Annotated in this window: 18 protein-coding genes; all 18 read right to left on the reverse strand. The window is 70.0% G+C overall.

Going from position 1 to position 16735, the window contains the following annotated elements; all coding sequences use genetic code 11:
• Positions 1 to 65: 65 nt before the first annotated feature.
• On the reverse strand, positions 66 to 1046 hold the full coding sequence (nrdF, locus tag DNL40_RS13580) for a class 1b ribonucleoside-diphosphate reductase subunit beta (RefSeq protein ID WP_111251800.1): 981 nt from the start codon (positions 1044 to 1046) through the stop codon (positions 66 to 68).
• Between the two features lie 95 nt (positions 1047 to 1141).
• Positions 1142 to 3247: a class 1b ribonucleoside-diphosphate reductase subunit alpha gene (gene nrdE, locus DNL40_RS13585; RefSeq protein WP_111251846.1), complete on the reverse strand. Its 2106-nt coding sequence runs from the start codon at positions 3245 to 3247 to the stop codon at positions 1142 to 1144.
• Positions 3248 to 3297: 50 nt separating this feature from the next.
• Positions 3298 to 3729, reverse strand: coding sequence for a class Ib ribonucleoside-diphosphate reductase assembly flavoprotein NrdI (nrdI, locus tag DNL40_RS13590; RefSeq protein WP_111251801.1), 432 nt, complete (start codon positions 3727 to 3729; stop codon positions 3298 to 3300).
• 72 nt (positions 3730 to 3801) lie between these two features.
• Positions 3802 to 4047 carry a glutaredoxin-like protein NrdH gene (gene nrdH, locus DNL40_RS13595; protein WP_111251802.1) on the reverse strand — a complete coding sequence of 82 codons (246 nt, stop codon included), beginning with the start codon at positions 4045 to 4047 and terminating at the stop codon, positions 3802 to 3804.
• Positions 4048 to 4585: 538 nt separating this feature from the next.
• On the reverse strand, positions 4586 to 5848 hold the full coding sequence (locus DNL40_RS13600; RefSeq protein WP_111251803.1) for an N-acetylglucosamine-6-phosphate deacetylase: 1263 nt from the start codon (positions 5846 to 5848) through the stop codon (positions 4586 to 4588).
• Positions 5849 to 5876: 28 nt separating this feature from the next.
• The gene (gene nucS / locus DNL40_RS13605) at positions 5877 to 6572 is read right to left on the reverse strand and encodes an endonuclease NucS (protein ID WP_111251804.1); all 696 of its coding nucleotides are present in this window, start codon (positions 6570 to 6572) and stop codon (positions 5877 to 5879) included.
• A gap of 25 nt (positions 6573 to 6597) precedes the next feature.
• Positions 6598 to 7017 carry a DUF2550 domain-containing protein gene (locus DNL40_RS13610; protein WP_111251805.1) on the reverse strand — a complete coding sequence of 140 codons (420 nt, stop codon included), beginning with the start codon at positions 7015 to 7017 and terminating at the stop codon, positions 6598 to 6600.
• An 8-nt stretch (positions 7018 to 7025) separates the two neighbouring features.
• Positions 7026 to 7310 carry a F0F1 ATP synthase subunit epsilon gene (locus tag DNL40_RS13615; RefSeq protein ID WP_111251806.1) on the reverse strand — a complete coding sequence of 95 codons (285 nt, stop codon included), beginning with the start codon at positions 7308 to 7310 and terminating at the stop codon, positions 7026 to 7028.
• Positions 7311 to 7402: 92 nt separating this feature from the next.
• Positions 7403 to 8884, reverse strand: coding sequence for a F0F1 ATP synthase subunit beta (gene atpD, locus DNL40_RS13620; protein WP_111251807.1), 1482 nt, complete (start codon positions 8882 to 8884; stop codon positions 7403 to 7405).
• Between the two features lie 69 nt (positions 8885 to 8953).
• Positions 8954 to 9850: a F0F1 ATP synthase subunit gamma gene (locus tag DNL40_RS13625; RefSeq protein ID WP_111251808.1), complete on the reverse strand. Its 897-nt coding sequence runs from the start codon at positions 9848 to 9850 to the stop codon at positions 8954 to 8956.
• A 3-nt stretch (positions 9851 to 9853) separates the two neighbouring features.
• The gene (gene atpA / locus DNL40_RS13630) at positions 9854 to 11482 is read right to left on the reverse strand and encodes a F0F1 ATP synthase subunit alpha (RefSeq protein WP_111251809.1); all 1629 of its coding nucleotides are present in this window, start codon (positions 11480 to 11482) and stop codon (positions 9854 to 9856) included.
• A gap of 96 nt (positions 11483 to 11578) precedes the next feature.
• Positions 11579 to 12391: a F0F1 ATP synthase subunit delta gene (locus DNL40_RS13635; protein WP_111251810.1), complete on the reverse strand. Its 813-nt coding sequence runs from the start codon at positions 12389 to 12391 to the stop codon at positions 11579 to 11581.
• Positions 12391 to 12981 (reverse strand): F0F1 ATP synthase subunit B, encoded by a 591-nt coding sequence (locus tag DNL40_RS13640; RefSeq protein WP_111251811.1) that lies wholly within the window; start codon positions 12979 to 12981, stop codon positions 12391 to 12393. Before DNL40_RS13640 ends, DNL40_RS13635 begins: the two co-directional genes overlap by 1 nt.
• On the reverse strand, positions 12981 to 13208 hold the full coding sequence (atpE, locus tag DNL40_RS13645; RefSeq protein WP_111251812.1) for an ATP synthase F0 subunit C: 228 nt from the start codon (positions 13206 to 13208) through the stop codon (positions 12981 to 12983). The genes DNL40_RS13640 and atpE overlap by 1 nt, the downstream gene beginning before the upstream one ends.
• Before the next feature lie 104 nt (positions 13209 to 13312).
• Positions 13313 to 14113, reverse strand: a complete 801-nt coding sequence (gene atpB, locus DNL40_RS13650) for a F0F1 ATP synthase subunit A (RefSeq protein ID WP_245885934.1) — start codon at positions 14111 to 14113, stop codon at positions 13313 to 13315.
• A 217-nt stretch (positions 14114 to 14330) separates the two neighbouring features.
• Positions 14331 to 14837 carry a Cg1360 family ATP-synthase-associated protein gene (locus tag DNL40_RS13655; protein WP_342766651.1) on the reverse strand — a complete coding sequence of 169 codons (507 nt, stop codon included), beginning with the start codon at positions 14835 to 14837 and terminating at the stop codon, positions 14331 to 14333.
• A complete protein-coding gene (locus DNL40_RS13660; RefSeq protein WP_111251813.1) occupies positions 14834 to 16006 on the reverse strand; it encodes a glycosyltransferase family 4 protein in 1173 nt (390 codons plus the stop codon). Before DNL40_RS13660 ends, DNL40_RS13655 begins: the two co-directional genes overlap by 4 nt.
• Entirely contained in the window at positions 16003 to 16725 is a 723-nt protein-coding gene (locus tag DNL40_RS13665; RefSeq protein WP_425450786.1) for an L-threonylcarbamoyladenylate synthase, read from the reverse strand. The genes DNL40_RS13660 and DNL40_RS13665 overlap by 4 nt, the downstream gene beginning before the upstream one ends.
• Positions 16726 to 16735: the final 10 nt, after the last annotated feature.

The raw sequence follows: 16735 nt of genomic DNA on the forward strand, positions 1-16735 counted from the left end.
CGCAGTGCTGCGGTTCCGGGCCTCCGTGCTCCCCCGACGTCGGGGCCAGCCCTGCCGGGACGGGCTCAGAAGTCCCAGTCGTCGTCCGTGGTGTCGACGGCCTTGCCGATGACGTACGAGGAGCCCGAGCCGGAGAAGAAGTCGTGGTTCTCGTCCGCGTTCGGGGACAGCGCCGCCAGGATGGCCGGGTTGACGTCCGTCTCCTCCTTGGGGAACAGCGCCTCGTAGCCCAGGTTCATCAGGGCCTTGTTGGCGTTGTAGCGCAGGAACTTCTTGACGTCCTCGGTCAGCCTGAGCTCGCCGTAGAGCGCCTCGGTGTACTCGACCTCGTTCTCGTACAGCTCGAAGAGCAGCTCGAACGTGTACGCCTTGAGCTCGTCCTGCTCCGCCTGCGAGACCTGCTGCAGCCCCTTCTGGAACTTGTAGCCGATGTAGTACCCGTGCACCGCCTCGTCGCGGATGATCAGGCGGATCAGGTCGGCCGTGTTCGTCAGCTTGGCCCGGCTCGACCAGTACATCGGCGCGTAGAAGCCGGAGTAGAACAGGAACGACTCGAGCATGGTCGAGGCGACCTTGCGCTTGAGCGGGTCGTCGCCCCGGTAGTAGTCGAGGACGATCTCGGCCTTGCGCTGCAGGTTCGGGTTCTCCTCCGACCACGCGAACGCCTCGTCGATCTCCTTGGTCGAGATCAGCGTGGAGAAGATCGAGGAGTACGACTTGGCGTGCACCGACTCCATGAACGCGATGTTGGTGTACACCGCCTCCTCGTGAGGCGTCAGCGCGTCCGGGATGAGCGAGACCGCACCCACGGTGCCCTGGATGGTGTCCAGCAGCGTCAGGCCGGTGAACACGCGCGTGGTCATGACCTTCTCCGCCTCGGAGAGGGTCGCCCACGACTGGATGTCGTTGGAGACCGGCACCTTCTCCGGCAGCCAGAAGTTGCCGACCAGACGGTCCCAGACCTCGAGGTCCTTCTCGTCCTGGAGGCGGTTCCAGTTGATCGCGGTGACGCGGTCGATGAGCTTGAGCTTGCCCGTGGGAGACATGCGCGGTCCTTGTTCGGTGCGTACGGGAGGTAGACGTCGGGTGCCCGCGTGCGCGGACTGACGGCGGCGGGCCGCAGCCCGCCGCCGTCGTCAGGTCAGAGCATGCAGCTGACGCAGTTCTCGACCTCGGTGCCCTCGAGGGCCATCTGCCGCAGGCGGATGTAGTAGAGGGTCTTGATGCCCTTGCGCCAGGCGTAGATCTGCGCCTTGTTGACGTCGCGCGTGGTGACGGTGTCCGGGAAGAACAGGGTCAGCGACAGACCCTGGTCGACGTGCTGCGTCGCCGCGGCGTAGGTGTCGATGATCTTCTCGTAGCCGATCTCGTACGCGTCCTGGTAGTACTCCAGGTTGTCGTTCGTCATGTAGGGCGCCGGGTAGTACACGCGCCCGAGCTTGCCCTCCTTGCGGATCTCGATCTTGGCCGGCACCGGGTGGATCGACGACGTCGAGTTGTTGATGTAGCTGATCGAACCGGTCGGCGGCACGGCCTGGAGGTTCTGGTTGTAGATGCCGTGCTCCATGACCGAGGCCTTGAGCGCACGCCAGTCGTCCTGCGTCGGGATGGCGACGCCGGCCTCGGCGAACAGCCGGGCGACGCGGTCGGTGGCCGGCTTCCACTCCTGCTCGGTGTACTTGTCGAAGTACTCGCCCGTCGCGTACTTCGAGTCCTCGAAGCCGCCGAAGGCGCGGCCGCGCTCGATCGCCAGGCGGTTCGACGCCGCGATCGCGTGGTAGGCCACCGTGTAGAAGTAGATGTTCGTGAAGTCCACGCCCTCCTCGGACCCGTAGAAGATGCGCTCCCGGGCGAGGTAGCCGTGCAGGTTCATCTGGCCGAGACCGATCGCGTGACCCATCTCGTTGGCCAGCTTGATCGACGGCACCGACTCGATGCTGGTCTGGTCGGAGACGGCGGTCAGCGCGCGGATCGCGGTGTCGATGGTCTTGCCGAAGTCGGGCGAGTCCATCGCCTTGGCGATGTTGAGCGAGCCGAGGTTGCAGGAGATGTCCCGGCCGACGGTCTCGTAGGACAGGTCCTCGTTGAACGTCGACGGCGTCGAGACCTGCAGGATCTCCGAGCACAGGTTCGAGTGGGTGATGCGGCCCTTGATCGGGTTCGCCTCGTTCACCGTGTCCTCGAACATGATGTACGGGTAGCCCGACTCGAACTGCAGCTCCGCGAGCGTCTGGAAGAAGTCGCGCGCCGAGATCGTCGTCTTGCGGATGCGGTCGTCCGCGACCAGCTCGTCGTACTTCTCCGTGATCGAGATGTCCGCGAACGGCTTGCCGTACACCCGCTCGACGTCGTACGGCGAGAACAGGTGCATGTCCTTGTTCTGCTTCGCGAGCTCGAACGTGATGTCCGGGACCACGACGCCCAGCGAGAGCGTCTTGATGCGGATCTTCTCGTCGGCGTTCTCGCGCTTGGTGTCGAGGAACCGCAGGATGTCCGGGTGGTGGGCGTGCAGGTAGACCGCACCGGCACCCTGGCGGGCACCGAGCTGGTTGGCGTAGCTGAACGAGTCCTCGAGCAGCTTCATCACGGGGATGACGCCGGACGACTGGTTCTCGATGTGCTTGATCGGTGCACCGTGCTCACGGATGTTGCTGAGCAGCAGGGCCACGCCGCCGCCACGCTTCGAGAGCTGCAGGGCGGAGTTGATGCCGCGCGCGATGGACTCCATGTTGTCCTCGATGCGCAGCAGGAAGCAGGACACGGGCTCGCCGCGCTGCGCCTTGCCCACGTTGAGGAAGGTCGGCGTCGCGGGCTGGAAACGCCCTGCCACGACCTCCTCGACGATCTCGCGGGCGAGCTGCTCGTCGCCGTCGGCCAGGCCGAGCGCCACCATCGAGACGCGGTCCTCGAAGCGCTCGAGGTACTTCTTCCCGTCGAACGTCTTGAGCGTGTACGACGTGTAGTACTTGAAGGCGCCCAGGAACGTCTCGAAGCGGAAGTCCTTGGAGTACGCGAGGCGGAACAGGTCCTTGACGAACTCCGGCGAGTACTTCTCGAGCACGGCGCCCTCGTAGTACTCGTTGTCGACCAGGTAGCGGAGCTTGGCCTCGAGCGACTCGAACTCGATCGTGTTCGGGATGACGTGCTGCAGGAAGTACTGGCGGGCCGCCTCGCGGTCCTTCTCGAACTGGATCTTCCCGTCCGGCCCGTAGAGGTTCAGCATCGCGTTGAGCGCGTGGTAGTCCATCTGCAGGCTCTGCACGGGCACGGGGGCGTCGCCCGCCGGCGAGGTCGCGCTCACGCCGAGATCAGTGACTGTCGTTGCCAAAATCGTCCCAATCCGTCACGGACGCGCTGCGCGTCCTCGGCCGTTCCCAGGAGTTCGAAGGCGTACAGGTACGGGACCTGGCACTTCGCGGAGATGATGTCGCCGGCGATGCAGTAGGCAGCGCCGAAGTTGGTGTTGCCGGCGGCGATGACGCCGCGGATCAACGACCGGTTGTGCTCGTCGTTCAGGAAGCGGCGGACCTGCCGCGGTACCGCGCCGCCCTCGTTGCCCCCGCCGTAGGTCGGGGCCATGAGGACGTACGGCTCGTCGACGGTGAGGAACCCGTCCGTGGGGCGCAGGGGGATGCGGTGCACCGGCATCCCCAGATCCTCGAGACCGAGGCGCTGGACGAACCGGTGGGTGTTCTCCGAGACGCTGGAGAAGTAGACGAGCGACGCCATGTCACTCTCCCCCCGTCGCGTGCTGGTGGTGCAGGCGCTGCGGGCGCCCCCTGGCGCCCGCAGCACGAGGCGTCAGGCCGAGGCAGCCTGGCGGGCTGCGGCGAGCGCGCTGATCTGGTCGGGGCGGAAGCCGGACCAGTGCTTGTCGCCCGCGACGACGACGGGGGCCTGCAGGTAGCCGAGACCGCGCACCATCTCCAGCGCCTCCGCGTCCTGCGTGATGTCGACGACCGTGTACTCGATGCCCTTCTTGTCGAGGGCTCGGTAGGTCGCGTCGCACTGCACGCAGGCCGGCTTGCTGTAGACCGTGATGCTCATGTCCGTCTCCCCTGTCTTCGCCCCCGCCGGGGCCCGTCGTACCGCTGACCTGGAACGACACCGGTGAAGTTACGCCGGTGTGGTTTGCGAGAGGGCCTGTGGCGCCCTCAGGACTCAAACACTACACCTAGTGGCTGCCGGGCGCGGGACAACGAGATGTTGTGGTCACGGCGTGTCGTGGCCGGACGCTGGACACCGCGCGGGGACGCCATGGCTCATGTTTGCACGCGCTACCCACAGGCACCCACCGTGACGCGCGACGTCTCCGTCGAGTCACCCGCGACCCCCGCGACCGTCCACCGATCCGTGCACCGGCGCGCCGTTCTGCGGGTCCGGACAGGTGGCTCCGGCCCGCCGCCGACGGCTTCGCCACGGCGGTTGTCCACAACCCGTGGACGACGGAGATCCACAGGCTGTGCACCCCGGCGGGTGTCTCAGATCCTGAGAAACACGCCTCGGTCGACACGTCCTGTGGCGCTGACCACCCTCGCGCCACGACGACACGCCCCCGCACCGGGCGGAAGACTTCACCCTCCCGTCAGCCGACGCGCGACCCCGCACGCAGCACCAGGAGCGGACGCAGGTCGCCGTCGGTGACCAGCACGTCCGCGCGCCGACCGGCCACCAGCCCCCCGACGTCCGAGAGCCCCAGCACGCGCGCAGGCACCCACGACGCCGACCGCACGGCGTCCGCGAGCGGGACACCCGCCGTCACCGTCGCCCGCACGACGTCGACCAGCCGCGCGGTCCCGCCGGCGATCGCCCCGGCGTGCGGGTCCTGCGGGCGGGCCGGGTCCACCAGGCGCGCGACACCGCCGTGTACCGTCACCGCCATCGGCCCCAGCTCGTACGAACCGTCCGGCATCCCCGCGGCCGCCATCGCGTCCGTGACCAGGGCCAGGCGATCCGCCCCCAGGGCACCGAACATCGACCGGACCGTCGCCGGGGCCAGGTGCACGCCGTCCCCCACGAGCTCGGCCACCACCTCGCCACGACCCGCCGCGGCCATGCAGGCGGCCACCGGCCCGGGATCACGGTGGTGCAGCGGCGGCATCCCGTTGAACAGGTGCGTCACCGTCATCTCCCGCGCCGGGCCACCGTCCGCAGCCCGCGCGCGCAGCGCGGGCGCCACCTGAGCGACCAGCGCCTCGGCCTGCTCCGCCGAGCCCGCAGTGTGCCCGAGAGACGGCACGACCCCCGCCTCCACGAGCGCCTCGGCCACCCCGCCCGGGCCGACGACGCCCGGCACCTCCGGCGCCACCGTCATCGTCCGCAGGTGCCCCCCTGACGCTGCGACGAGCTCGCGCAAGAGGCCGACGTCGCCCGGCAGCAGGTGCTCAGGGCTCTGGGCCCCGCGTCGCTCGTGGGACAGGAACGGCCCCTCGGCATGGATGCCCGCCAGGAGCCCGCGCTCGACGAGCGAGCCCAGGAGGACGGCTCGCTCCAGGAGCGTCTCGCGGGAAGCGGTCACGAGCGAGCCGAGCATCGTCGTCGTCCCGGCCCCCAGGTGCGCCTCCACCGCGGTCCGCACCTCGTCCGGAGTCGTGGCGTCCGGGAAGCTGGCTCCCCCGCCACCGTGGTTGTGCAGGTCCACCAGCCCCGGCAGCACGGTCGTGCCGGGCGCCGCAGCCGGCGGCGCACCGGGCAGGAACCCCAGCGTCAGGGCGTCCTCCACCGGGCCCACGAACGCGAGCCGGTCCCCCGTCACGACGACGACGCCGTCGTCGAGCACGGTGTCCGGGAGGACCACCCGGCCCCGCAGCACCATCGGGACGTTCGGGTCTGGGACGCGGTCGGTCATGGCCGCATCCTCCCGCACCACGACATGCTCAGAACAGTCGTGAGTCCGCGTCGTCGACACCACGCATCGCGTCGTAGTCGAGCAGCAGGCACGCGATGCCGCGGTCCTTGGCCAGCACGCGGGCCTGCGGCTTGATCTCCTGCGCTGCGAAGATCCCCCGGACCGGCGCCAGCAGCGGGTCGCGGTTGAGCAGCTCCAGGTAACGGGTCAGCTGCTCCACGCCGTCGATGTCCCCGCGCCGCTTGATCTCCACGGCCACGTGCCCACCCTCGGGGGCACGGGCGAGGATGTCCACCGGGCCGATGGCGGTCATGTACTCGCGGCGCACGAGCGAGTGACCGTCGCCGAGGAGCGCGATCTGCGCGGCGAGGAGCTCCTGCAGGTGCGCCTCGACGCCGTCCTTGATCAGCCCGGGATCGACGCCGAGCTCGTGGCTCGAGTCGTGCGCCACCTCGTGCAGCTCGATCTCCAGGCGGTCGTCGGACTTCGTGTGCTGCACCGTCCACACCTGCGTGACGCCGCGCGCCGTCGCCTCCGCGTCGGGATCCGAGACCCGGAGCGTGCACGGCGGGCTCATCCAGTTCAACGGCTTGTACGAGCCACCGTCGGAGTGCAGCAGCACGCTGCCGTCGGCCTTGACGACCAGCAGACGCGTCGCGAGCGGGAGATGAGCGGTCAGCCGCCCCGAGTAGCGGGCGGAGCACTGGGCGACGACGAGGCGCAAGGAGTTCCTGTTCTTGCCGGAGTTTCTACAGCACGAGGTCGCGGCGCCCCGGGGGCGCCGCCTCGAGCCAGGAGGCGAGGCCGGCGTACGCCGCAGTGGACATCGACAGCTCGAAGTCCACGCCGTCGTACCGGCACCGCACGAGGTACTGGTCGTGCTGCCCGGCCTGGTCGAGCGGCACCCGGCCGGTGACCACCAGCCGTTCCCGGCTCCACGTCCGGGCCGGGCGGGGCGACAGCGACCAGCACCGGTACCAGTCGATGCGGCCCACCGCGTAGTGGGCGATGCCCAGAGCGAACGCCGCGCTCGGGTTGCCCGCCGAACGGGCGTGGCACGGGAAGGACCCGACCCGTCGCGACAGCGCCCGGAGCCGCGAGGCCGCCACGGCCACCACCAGCGCCGCGACGGCCACGACGGCGACGACGACCCAGGCAGCGGCAGGCACGACGATCCTCAGGCCAGGTGAGACTCGGTGCCCGAGAGGGGCGTGATGTCGTCGGCCACGATGGTCACGAGGTTGTCGTCGACGGAGACGAACCCGCCGCTGACGTGCACCTCGACCGCCGGACCGTCCGTGCCGGTCACCGACACGGTGCCAGCACGCAGCACGGCCAGGACCGGCGTGTGGTTCGCCAGGATGCCGATCTGGCCGTCGACCGAGGGGGCGCTCACCTGACGCGCCGTGCCCGACCAGACCTTGCGGTCGGTGGCCACGAGGTCCACGCTCAGCTCTGCCACGAAGTTGCTCCTATCGCTGGTGCGGTGAGGAAGGGAGGACGGCCCGCGCCCGGGGCCCGCGGGCGAGCCGGGCACGGGCCGTCACGGCGACGTCAGGCGCCGTACTCCTTCTGGATGCGGGCCCAGTTGCGCTCGAGGTCCTCGAGGCCACCGATGTTGTAGAAGGCCTGCTCGGCGACGTGGTCGAACTCGCCCTCGGCGATCTTCTTGAACGCCTCGATGGTCTCCGACAGCGGCACGGTCGAGCCGGCCACACCGGTGAACTTCTCCGCCATGTACGTGTTCTGGGAGAGGAACTGCTGGATACGACGCGCACGCGCGACGACCGTCTTGTCCTCCTCCGAGAGCTCGTCCACACCGAGGATCGCGATGATGTCCTGGAGCTCCTTGTTGCGCTGCAGGATCGACTTGACCTGCGTGGCCACCTCGTAGTGCTCCTTGCCCACGTAGCGCGGGTCGAGGATGCGCGAGGTCGACGTCAGCGGGTCCACCGCCGGGTAGAGACCCTTCGACGCGATCTCGCGGGAGAGCTCGGTCGTCGCGTCCAGGTGGGCGAACGTCGTCGCCGGCGCCGGGTCGGTGTAGTCGTCCGCCGGCACGTAGATCGCCTGCAGCGAGGTGATCGAGTGACCGCGGGTCGAGGTGATGCGCTCCTGCAGGATGCCCATCTCGTCCGCCAGGTTCGGCTGGTAGCCCACGGCCGACGGCATGCGGCCGAGCAGCGTGGAGACCTCGGAGCCGGCCTGCGTGAAGCGGAAGATGTTGTCGATGAACAGCAGCACGTCCTGCTTCTGCACGTCGCGGAAGTACTCCGCCATCGTCAGGCCCGTCAGGGCGATGCGCAGGCGGGTGCCCGGCGGCTCGTCCATCTGGCCGAAGACCAGGGCGGTCTTGTCGAAGACGCCGGCCTCCTCCATCTCGTGGATGAGGTCGTTGCCCTCACGGGTGCGCTCACCGACACCGGCGAACACCGACACACCGCCGTGGTCCTGGGCGACGCGCTGGATCATCTCCTGGATGAGGACGGTCTTGCCGACGCCCGCACCACCGAAGAGGCCGATCTTGCCACCCTGCACGTACGGGGTCAGCAGGTCGATGACCTTGATGCCCGTCTCGAACATCTGGGTCTTCGACTCGAGCTGGTCGAAGGCCGGAGCCTTGCGGTGGATCGGCCAGCGCTCGGTGACCTCGAACTGCTCGCCCTCCTTGAGGTTGAGCACGTTGCCGGTCACGTCGAACACGTGGCCCTTGGTGATGTCACCGACGGGCACCGAGATCGGCGCGCCGGTGTCGGTCACCGCGGCGCCGCGCACGAGGCCGTCGGTCGGCTTGAGCGCGATGGCGCGCACGAGCGAGTCACCCAGGTGCTGGGCGACCTCGAGCGTGAGCGTGAAGCTCTTCTCGCCCTCGCCCTGGGAGGACAGGTCGATCTCGACCGTGAGGGCGTTGTAGATGTCGGGGATCGCGTCCTCGGGGAACTCGATGTCCACGACGGGGCCGATCACCCGCGCGACGCGGCCCACGCCGGGCCCGCTGGTGTGCTCGACCGGGGAGTCCACGGTGGTGGCGGTCATTGCTTGCCTCGCTTCGAAAAGGTCGTCTTGGGTCAGTCTGGTCGTCGCCGTGGCGAGCGGTGGTCTCCGCTACGCCGAGGCGGCGAGGGCGTCCGCACCCGAGACGATCTCGCTGATCTCCTGGGTGATGTCCGCCTGGCGAGCCTGGTTCGCCAGGCGCGTGTAGGTCCGGATCAGGTCCTCGGCGTTGTCGGTCGCCGTGTGCATCGCCCGCTGGCGCGAGGCCAGCTCGGACGCTGCCGCCTCCAGCAGGAAGCTGAAGATGCGGCTGCGCACGTAGCGGGGCAGCAGGGCGTCGAGCACCTCCTCGGGGGAAGGCTCGAAGTCGTACAGCGGCTGCGTGCCCGCGGGCTCGGACACGCCCTCGACCACCTCGAGCGGCAGCATCCGCACCACGCGCGGGCGCTGGGTCACCATGTTGACGAACTGCGTGTAGACCACGTGCAGCTCGCCCACGCCGCCCTCCGCCGCCGGCGCCATGAAGGCGTCGAGGAGCGTCGTGGCGATCTCGTCGGCGACCTCGGGCGTCGGGTTGTCGGAGCCGTACGACCACTGACCCGCGATCTGACGGTTGCGGTACCGGTAGTACGTCACCGCACGACGGCCGGCCACGTACAGGTCGACCTGCTTGCCGTCAGCCGCGAGGCGCTCGAGCAGACGCTCGGCCTCACGGATGATCGCGGCCGAGTACGAGCCCGCCATGCCACGGTCCGAGGCGACGACGAGCACCGCCACCCGGTCGGTGTCGACACGCGGCCTGGTCAGCGGGTGCTCGACCGACGTGTGGGTCGCCACCGCGGACACGGCCCGCGTGATGGCCTGCGCGTAGGGGGTCGCGGCCGCGGTGCGGGCGCGAGCCTTGCCGATGCGGGAGGCCGCGATCAGCTCCTGCGCGCGGAACATCTTCTTCAGCGACTGCGTCGACTTGATCCGCTGCCTGTAGACGCGCTGGGATCCTCCGGCCATGCGTCAGGCCTTCTTGCCCGTGACGATCTGCTCCTGCTCGACCGTCACGTCGTCGTCCTCCGCAGCGCCGCCGATGAGCGGGGTGCCGTCGCCCTTCAGGAAGCCGGCACGGAACTGGTCCACGGCGGCGGCCAGCGCCTCCTCCGTGTCGCTCTCCAGCTTGCCCGACGAGGCGATCGTGGTCAGCACCTCGGAGTTGCGGCGCAGGTGCTCCAGCAGCTCGGCCTCGAAGCGCTTGATGTCCTCGACCGGGACGTCGTCGAGCTTGCCCTTGGTGCCGGCCCAGATGGACACGACCTGCTCCTCGACGGGGAACGGCGTGTACTGAGGCTGCTTGAGCAGCTCCATGAGCGCCGCGCCGCGGGCCAGCTGGCCGCGCGAGGCCGCGTCGAGGTCGGACGCGAACATCGCGAACGCCTCGAGCGAGCGGTACTGGGCCAGCTCGAGCTTCAGCGTGCCGGCGACCTTCTTCATGGCCTTGATCTGGGCGTCACCGCCGACGCGGGACACCGAGATGCCGACGTCCACGGCGGGACGCTGGTCGGCGTTGAAGAGGTCCGACTGCAGGAAGATCTGGCCGTCGGTGATGGAGATGACGTTGGTCGGGATGTACGCCGACACGTCGTTCGCCTTGGTCTCGATCATCGGCAGGCCGGTCATCGAGCCCGCGCCCAGCTCGTCGCTCAGCTTCGCGCAACGCTCGAGCAGGCGGGAGTGCAGGTAGAAGACGTCACCGGGGTACGCCTCGCGGCCCGGCGGGCGGCGCAGCAGCAGCGACACGGCACGGTAGGCCTCGGCCTGCTTCGACAGGTCGTCGAAGATGATCAGGACGTGCTTGCCGCCGTACATCCAGTGCTGGCCGATGGCCGAGCCGGTGTAGGGCGCCAGGTACTTGAAGCCCGCGGGGTCGGAGGCCGGAGCCGCGACGATCGTCGTGTACTCCAGCGCGCCGGCCTCCTCCAGGGCGCCGCGCACCGAGGCGATGGTCGAGCCCTTCTGGCCGATCGCCACGTAGATGCAGCGAACCTGCTTGGTGGGGTCGCCGCTCTCCCAGTTGGCCTTCTGGTTGATGATCGTGTCGATCGCGATCGCCGTCTTGCCCGTCTGGCGGTCACCGATGATCAGCTGACGCTGACCGCGGCCGATCGGGATCATCGAGTCGATCGCCTTGATGCCGGTCTGCAGCGGCTCGTGCACCGACTTGCGCTGCATGACGCCGGGCGCCTGCAGCTCCAGGGCACGGCGCCCCTCGGTGGCGATCTCGCCCAGGCCGTCGATGGGGTTGCCCAGCGGGTCGACCACGCGGCCGAGGTAGCCCTCGCCCACGGGGACCGAGAGCACCTCACCGGTGCGGCGGACCTCCTGGCCCTCCTCGATCCCGGTGAAGTCGCCGAGGACGACGACACCGATCTCGCGCACGTCCAGGTTGAGCGCGAGGCCGAGCGTGCCGTCCTCGAAGCGCAGCAGCTCGTTGGCCATCGCGCCGGGCAGACCCTCGACGTTGGCGATGCCGTCGGCGGCGAGGGTGACACGGCCGACCTCCTCGGTCACCGCCCCCTCGGGCTCGTAGGACTTCACGAAGCTGTCCAGCGCGGAGCGGATGTCCTCCGGCCGGATCGTCAGCTCAGCCATTGCTTGTCTCCTGTCGTAGCCGCGGTGTCGGCGGCCTCACGTTCGTTCTTCGTGCCGGCTGCGTCCGTCGACGCCGGCCGGCTGGGCCTAGTCGGTTCAGCCGGCCAGCCGACGGCGAGCACCGGCGAGGCGGGACAGCACGGTGGAGTCGACGACGTCCGCGCCGACCTGGATGCGCAGGCCGCCCACGACTGCCGGGTCGACAGTCACGTTGAGCTGGACGGCCCGACCGTAGGAGCGCTCCAGGAGAGCCCCGAGGCGGTCCGTCTGCTCCTGCGTGAGCACGGTGGCCGTGGTGACCACCGCGACGAGGCGCCGACGACGCTCCGCGATCGCGTCGCCGACGGCCAGGAGGGACGCCACGAACCGGCGGCCTCGCAGGGACGTCGTGGCACGGCGCGCGAGCACGAGCGTGACCGGGTCGGACTTGCCCGCCAGGAGCGCGTCCACCACGGCGGCGCGACGCTCGGCGGCGGTCGTCGGGTCGGACAGCACCTGCCGTGCCTCACGCTGCCCCTGGAGGGCCCGCGTGACGCGGAAGAGCTCGTCCTCGACCGTCGGCAGCGCGTCGCGGGCCTCGGCCGAGGCCAGCACCGCGTCGACGCCGAGGCGCTCGACCGCGTCGGTCAGGTCCTTGTCCGCGGACCAGCGCGAACGCACCAGCCCGGAGACGAGGTCGACCACGCGTCCGTCGAACCCGGCGAGCACCTGGCCGACGACGCCGGCCTTGGCCTCACCCGGCAGCGACGGGTCCGAGAGCGTACGGCGCAGGGCTCCGGACGAGTCCAGGGCACCGACGACGGCGAACAGCTGCTCGCCGAGCGCCAGAGCGCCCTCGCCCGCGTCGCGCAGCACCGGCTCGAAGCGCTCCTGCGCCGCGGCCAGCGATGCTCCGCTCGTCCCGCGCATCAGCCCTCCTTGCCGGTCGAGGCGCCGGCTCCCGCCGCCTGCGTCGCCTCGAGGTCGTCGAGGAAACGGTCCACGACGCGCGACTGGCGCGCGCTGTCGGCGAGGGACTCGCCGACGATCTTGGACGCGAGCTCGGTGGCGAGCGCACCGACCTCGGCACGAAGCGCCACGGCCGCAGCCTGGCGCTCGGCCTCGATCTGGCGGTGAGCCGTCTCGGTGATCCGAGCCGCCTCCTCGTTGGCCTTGGCACGGAGCTCGGCGACGATCGCCTTGCCCTCCTCGCGAGCCTCCTCGCGGGTGCGGGCGGCGTCGGACCGGGCCTCGGCGAGCAGCGCCTGCTGCTCCTCGAGGGCCTTGTCCGCAGCCTCCTGCGCGTGCTGCGCCTTGGCGATGCCGCCCTCGATCAGCTCGGACCTCTCGTCGAGGACCGCCTGGAACTTCGGCAGCACCACGCGGTAGAACACCACGGCGATGAGCACGAGCAGGATCGCCGACCAGAACCAGTCGTAGAACGGCGGCAGGAAGAGCTCGACCGGGTCTACCTCACCGCCCTCCGCGGCGAGGACCAGCAGGTGATCGGGGGCAGACATCAGTAGATGAAGCCCGCGACGAAGCCCAGCAGCGCGAGGATCTCGACGAACGCCAGACCGATGAGCATCGTGGTGCGCAGCTGACCGGCGACCTCAGGCTGGCGAGCCATGCCCTCGACGGTCTTGCCGATGAGGATGCCCAGACCGATGCCCGGACCCAGGGCCGCGATCCCGTAGCCGATGGTGTTGATGCTGCCGTCGATGGCCGCGAGGGTGGTCAGGTCCACTGTTTCTTTCCTTCCGTCGGGCACCGGGACCAGGCTGGCCCAGGTGTCTCTGTGGTGCGTCTGTGATGCGGTGGTACGGACGTGCTCGGAGGCCGACCCTCAGGTCAGTGCTCCTCCTCCAGCGACATGTTGATGTACGCGGAGGCGAGGATGGCGAAGATGTAGGCCTGCAGCCCTGCGACGAACACCTCGAAGAGCGTGATCGCGAGGCCGCCGGCGAGGGTCAGCGCGCTCAGGACCTTGAGCTCCGGGCCCGCCTCGAGCAGCAGGAAGTGCGTGGCGGCGAAGCACAGGACCAGCATGATGTGGCCCGCGACCATGTTGGCCGTGAGACGGATGACCAGCGAGGCCGGCCGGATGATCAGGATCTGCAGCAGCTCGATCGGCGCGAGGATCACGTAGATCGGCGCGGGGATCCCCGGCGGGAACATCGTGTTGCGCAGGTAGCCGAAGAACCCGTGCTTGCGGATGCCGGCGGCCCAGTAGGCGACGAACACCCACAGCGCCAGCAGGATCGCGACGCCGGCGACCGACGTGCCCGCCAGGTTGAGGCCCGGGATCACACCGGTGAGGTTGAAGGCCAGGATGGTCACGAAGATCGTCGTGATCATCGGCAGGTAGCGGCGCCCGCGCTCGACGCCCATCACCTCTTCGACGATGTTCTTGCGCACGAACCCGAGGACGAGCTCGATCGCCGCCTGGAAGCGCCCCGGCACGACCTTGGCCCGGCGCGCGGCGAGGACGAAGATCGTCAGCAGCGCGATCGTCGCGAGGATCCGGATCAGGTGGAGCCGGTTGAACTCGAACGGGGTCCCTCCGAAGAGGATCGCCGCCGGGAAGAACTCCGAGATCGACGGCACGTGGAAGCCGCCTTCACCCTCGGCGGCGAGCAGCAGAGGCGTCACTGAGGTGGACAGGAGGACTCCCGGATGTCGTGAGGCCGGACGCTCCACAGAAGGTGGGCACGCCGTCGGACCAGGCCGTCATGGATTCGCGCACAGCCTACCGGATGATGTGCGCTGCTCCGAAAGCCGGAACACCGCACACCCGCACGATTCAGCGGCTTGTGAAACAGGGCGCAAACCGTTGCCTCGGTCTCGCGACCTGCGGAGGGGCTGCGGGTCACGGCTGCACGTACGGGACCCGCCCGCGCGCGACAGCCCGGTAGTCCAGCAGCGCGGAACCCACCACGCCGACCAGCAGCACCACCATCAGCACCTCGCGCGAGTAGAAGTCCTGGCCGCGCAGCAACGCCAGCACCCCCACGAGCACCACGATCTTGACCAGCCAGGCGCCCATCACGAACACCGCCATCTGGGTCGGCGGGGCACCCACCGTGCGCAGCATCGACCAGATCGTGGTGCCGCTGAAGAACGCCGCGATACCGACGCCCACCAGGGCACCCCACACCCCCGGCGTGCCCGCGACGAGCGCTCCCACGCCCACGCCGAGCACGGCCAGCGCGGCCAGCAGCAGCCCGGTGTCACGCAGGGCCCGGCGCAGCACCGCCCGCTCGGGCGCCGTGCGGTCCTCCTCGGGGGCCGCGGAGGCCGGCGCCGTCGCGGCCTCACCGCTCTCCGGCACGGGGCGAGAGGCGTCCTGGGCGGGGTCGTGGGCGTCGTGGGTCACGGCGTGCGTCCTTCGTTCGGGGCGTCGGTCAGGGTCAGAGAGGAGAGGGGTACGGCGCCCGAGGCGACGTCGTCGTCCAGGATGCGCCCGCGCGTGCGCAGCGGTCCCAGCGTCAGCAGGACGGCCAGCACCACGGCGACACCCAGACCGCTCAGCACGGCCTGCCAGTGCCACTGCACGAGGGCGACCGCGCCGAACGCGAAGACGGCCGTCCAGACGTACAGGATCACGACCGCACGCCGGTGCGAGTGCCCGAGCGCCAGCATCCGGTGGTGCAGGTGCATCCGGTCGGGGTGGAACGGGGACTTGCCCGCCACCAGCCGCCGCACCACGGCCATGCCCATGTCGACCAGCGGCAGGAGCACCACCGCCAGCGGCAGCAGGAGCGGCAGGTAGGACGGCAGCGCCTGCGCCGGGGAGGCGACGTCGGCGAGGTTGCCGGTCACCGAGATCGTGGCACCCGCCAGCACCAGGCCGAGCACCATCGAGCCGGAGTCGCCCATGAAGATGTGCGACGGGTAGAAGTTGTGGGGCAGGAACCCCAGACAGGCCCCCACCAGGACGGCCACCATGAGCGAGGCCAGCGACGAGTAGTTGTCCGGGCTGTCCAGGCGCGTCAGGGCGTAGGTGTACAGGAAGAACGCCGAGCCGCCGATCGCGATGATCCCCGCCGCCAGCCCGTCGAGCCCGTCGACGAAGTTGACCGCGTTCATGGTGGCCACCACCACGAAGATCGTCACGTACAGCGACATCCGGGCGCCGGGGACCGTCAGCTGGCCCGGTATCGGCCAGGTGGTCAGCTGGACGTGCATGAACGCCATGAACCCTGCCGCCAGCACCTGGCCGGCCAGCTTGGTCATCCAGTCCAGGTCCCACACGTCGTCGGCCCAGCCGAGCAGGGCGACGATCACCGCTCCCCCCACGATGCCCCACACGTCCGGCTTGGTGAACACGCCCTCGAGGAACGGCATGCGGGAGGCCACGAGCACGGCCACGACGATGCCCAGCAGGATCGCCATGCCGCCCAGGCGCGGGGTGGGCAGCGTGTGGACGTCGCGCTCGCGCACCGCCGAGATGGCGTGGGTGCGCCGCGCCAGCCATCGCGCGGCAGGCGTGGACAGGTACGTCACCGCCGCCGCGACGAGCATCAGGAGGAGGTAGACCCTCACCCGGCGGCCTCGGGCTCCGTCGCCGTGGCCGGCGCAGCGGCCTCGGGCCCGGGCGCGGCACCGGTCTCGGGCTCCTCGTCGGCGCCGAGCACCGGCGCCACCTCGCGCAGCCGCTCCAGCGGGACCGCGCCCTCGCGCACCACGCGCATCGGCGTGACGGTGGCGTCCACGATGGTGGAGGCGACGCCGCCCGGCGCCGTGCCGCCGTCGAGGTAGACGGCGACAGCCTCCCCGAGCTGCTCGCGGGCGTCGGCCGCGTCCAGCGCGGCGGGGTTGCCGGTGCGGTTGGCGCTGGAGACCGCCAGCGGTCCGGTGCGCCGCAGCAGGGCCAGAGCGGCCGGGTGGTCAGGCATGCGCAGGGCCACCGTGCCGTGCGTCTCCCCCAGGTCCCACTGCAGGGACGGCTGGGCGGTGAGGATGATGGTGAAGCCGCCCGGCCAGAACGCCTCGACGAGACGGCGGGCGTCGTCCGGCACGTCGGTGGCGAGGCCGTCGAGCGTCCGCGTGTCCGCGACGAGCACGGGAGGCGGCATCTGCCGGCCGCGGCCCTTCGCGGCCAGCAGCGCGGCCACGGCCTCGGCGTCGAAGGCGTCGGCGCCGATGCCGTAGACGGTGTCGGTGGGGAGGACGACGAGCCCGCCTCGGGAGACCGTGTTGACGGCCTCGTCGATCCCAGGGCCCCAGGTGTTCGGGTCGGTGACGTCGTGCACGCTGCTCACGGAACCAGTC

The organism is Xylanimonas oleitrophica, assembly GCF_003244315.1.
GTDB classification, from domain to species: domain Bacteria; phylum Actinomycetota; class Actinomycetes; order Actinomycetales; family Cellulomonadaceae; genus Xylanimonas_A; species Xylanimonas_A oleitrophica.

Excerpts from the sequence above, each read along its gene's own strand:
- nrdF (WP_111251800.1), bottom strand. The coding sequence starts at position 1,046 with ATGTCTCCCACGGGCAAGCTCAAGCTCATCGACCGCGTCACCGCGATC.
- nrdE (WP_111251846.1), bottom strand. The coding sequence starts at position 3,247 with ATGGACTACCACGCGCTCAACGCGATGCTGAACCTCTACGGGCCGGAC.
- nrdI (WP_111251801.1), bottom strand. The coding sequence starts at position 3,729 with ATGGCGTCGCTCGTCTACTTCTCCAGCGTCTCGGAGAACACCCACCGG.
- nrdH (WP_111251802.1), bottom strand. The coding sequence starts at position 4,047 with ATGAGCATCACGGTCTACAGCAAGCCGGCCTGCGTGCAGTGCGACGCG.
- DNL40_RS13600 (WP_111251803.1), bottom strand. The coding sequence starts at position 5,848 with ATGACCGACCGCGTCCCAGACCCGAACGTCCCGATGGTGCTGCGGGGC.
- atpD (WP_111251807.1), bottom strand. The coding sequence starts at position 8,884 with ATGACCGCCACCACCGTGGACTCCCCGGTCGAGCACACCAGCGGGCCC.
- DNL40_RS13625 (WP_111251808.1), bottom strand. The coding sequence starts at position 9,850 with ATGGCCGGAGGATCCCAGCGCGTCTACAGGCAGCGGATCAAGTCGACG.
- atpA (WP_111251809.1), bottom strand. The coding sequence starts at position 11,482 with ATGGCTGAGCTGACGATCCGGCCGGAGGACATCCGCTCCGCGCTGGAC.
- DNL40_RS13635 (WP_111251810.1), bottom strand. The coding sequence starts at position 12,391 with ATGCGCGGGACGAGCGGAGCATCGCTGGCCGCGGCGCAGGAGCGCTTC.
- DNL40_RS13640 (WP_111251811.1), bottom strand. The coding sequence starts at position 12,981 with ATGTCTGCCCCCGATCACCTGCTGGTCCTCGCCGCGGAGGGCGGTGAG.